Origin of the sequence: Mycobacterium sp. 1164966.3 (genome assembly GCF_001665395.1) — a bacterium.
Lineage (GTDB): Bacteria > Actinomycetota > Actinomycetes > Mycobacteriales > Mycobacteriaceae > Mycobacterium.
The window spans coordinates 1-2,744 of sequence record NZ_LZSG01000071.1; the positions used below are offsets into that span (position 1 = coordinate 1).

Sequence of the window (2,744 nt, forward strand, 5' to 3'; positions counted from 1 at the left end):
CGAAGACCCAACTGATCACCGGGAATGACCCCCACCGCCAACGGGTAATGGGTGGATTCACGAGCAGAAAAACCGGTGATGGCCAACTCGTGCTCGCCGGTCAACGCCGCGGTGTCAACCGGATAGTTCTCGAAGACGAACAACGTGTCAAACAACTGCTCTTGCCCACTGATGCGGTGGATCTCGGCCAGCGCCAAATACTGATGCTCGACAGTGTTGTTATGGTCGTCCTGCAGTTGGGCAAGCAGGCTGGCCACCGTGGAGGCCGCCGTGGTGCGTGCCCGCACCGGCACCGTGTTGACCAACAGCCCCACCATCGACTCCGCACCAGTGACCTCGACGGGACGGCCCGACACCGCCACACCGAACACCACATCCTGCCGGCCGGTCAGGTGCATCAACACCTGCGCCCACCCGGCGTGCAACACCGTATTGACCGTGGTGTGCTGGGCCCGAGCCAACCCACTTATTGCCCGGGTAACCTCCGCCGACACCGCAAACGACGCCAACGCACGCGCCCCCAACCCCAACCGATTCGGCCCGGCCACCAACGTCGGGGATTCCAACCCGGCCAACACCTCAGTCCAGGCCCCACGGGCCGCCGCGCGATCCCGGGTGGCCAACCACGTCACAAACCGGCGATACGACGCCGGCGCAGCCAAGCGCTGCCCGTAATAAGCAGCAAAAATCTCCCCCAACAAAATCGGCAACGACCACCCATCGACCACAATGTGATGACTGGTCAGCACAAACCGATGCCGATCGCACCCGGTGCGGATCAACACCGCCCGAAACACCGGCGGATCGCCAAGATCGCACACCGCGGCCCGCTCGGCCGCACATACCTGCTGCACCCGCTGGTCGACGTCGACGCCGTCCAGCTCGAGATACCGCCATGGCAACGTCGGATCAGCCGGGATCACCTGTACCGGCTCGTCGAATTCGGTACAGAACCGCGCCGCCAAATTTGGATGCCGACTCACAACCAGCCGTACGCCCTCATGCAACCGTTGCCGGTCGAGGGGACCGACGACGGTGAAATCCAGTTGCACCGCATACACTTCGTCACCGCTACTCCGACCGGCCCCGGCGTGAAACAGCAGTCCTTGCTGCAGCGGGGTCAGCGGCAACACATCCGCGACACGGTTTTGGTGTTGCAGTTCGTCGAGCTGGTATTGGGTCAATCGGGCGGGCGCGATATCCGACGGCGTCAACCCGCCCCCGCCGGCGCGCACATGCGCACACATCCCCGCCAACGCCTCAAACCACAACTGGCTGAGCTGACTGACTTGCTCGCGATCGATAGCAGACGGCGCCCACGTCCAGTTAGCGTGCAGCCGCGGGCCGCTGCCGGTGTCCGCGGTGGCGGCATTGAGCTCGACGGTGTGCGCCAACGACAACGGTATGGCCGATGCCGCCTCACCGACCGACACCCCGTCCTGGCACAGCCGCCACAGATCCTCAGAAACGTCGCCACCGGCGCCCAGCCGGCCCAGATAGTTGAACCCGAGCACCGGGTCCGGGCCAGCCAAGTCCACCTCGGCGTTCAGATAGCGCAGCAGACCGTAGCTCAGCGGGTCGGGCAGGGCCCGCAGCTGCTCCTTGGCGTGCTTGACCATCGCCCCCAGCGCAGGCTCACCGGCCACCGCCTGCGCCCACGACAGCCCACCCACCCTCAATGCCACCGGGTACAAGGTGGTGAACCAGCCAACGGTTCGGGTCAGGTCCAGGTCGGGCGCCAGTTCCTCGTGACGTCCGTGGCCCTCCACGTCGACACCGATCGGCGTCGCACCCGCACCCACAAACTCCGCCAGTGCCAACCCGAAGGCGATCAACAACACCTCATGCACCCCGGCATGAAACGCCGCGGGCACCTCACCGAGCAGCATCCGCGTGGTCTCGACATCCAACGACACCGACAACCGCCCCGCCGTAGCCCACGTATCCACCCCCGGCTGCGGCGCCGGCAACAGCGGCCGTGTCGCCACCACCTGCCGCCACGCCTCAGCCAACTCCACAACCTGCGGCTGGTAAGCGTATTCGGCCAACAGCGACGACCACCGCGCAAACGACGTCCCACCCGCCGGCAACGCGATCGGCTGACCCCCGCGAAGCTGGACCCACGCGATATTGAGGTCCTCCAGCAAAGTCCGCCACGACACCCCATCAACCGCCAGATGGTGAATGATCAACGCCAACTGACCCGTCGACTCGGCCCATAAAGCACTCAGCATCGCCCCGCCGGGCGGGTTCAACCGGCACCGAGCTGCCACTAGCTCCTCTTGCGACAGCGCAGCCACCGGCCGCAAGCAGGTGTGCGCTGCCAGAGCTCCGGGCTCGGGTACGAGTAGCGACCAATTCCGGTCGTGGTGGTCGGCGCGCAGCCGCAACATGGCATGCCGATCCAGCAGGGCCTGTAGCACCACCACCACATCGGCCTCACTGACCCCGGCCGGGGCCTGCACCACCACCGCCTGATTGAACTGCTCTACGGGGCCCTGCATGCCTGCCAGCCAGCGCATGATCGGAGTGGCCACCACCGGCCCCAGCCCCTCATCGACCACACTTCGGGCACCGTCGGCCACCGCGACCACGCGCGCCAGCCGGGCCACGCTCTGCTCCACGAAGATGTCGCGCGGCCGACACAGCAGCCCGGCCGCCCGGGCCCGGGCCACCACCTGCATCGACAAAATGCTGTCCCCACCCAACTCGAAAAACGAGTCGTCGACCCCCACCCGCTCGAG

At 66.3% G+C, this 2,744-nt stretch carries 1 protein-coding gene; it reads right to left on the reverse strand.

Features of this window, described 5'->3' with window-relative positions:
• Positions 1-2,744 (reverse strand): condensation domain-containing protein (locus A9W99_RS25715; RefSeq protein WP_253870427.1); only part of this gene is annotated, 2,744 nt, incomplete at both ends.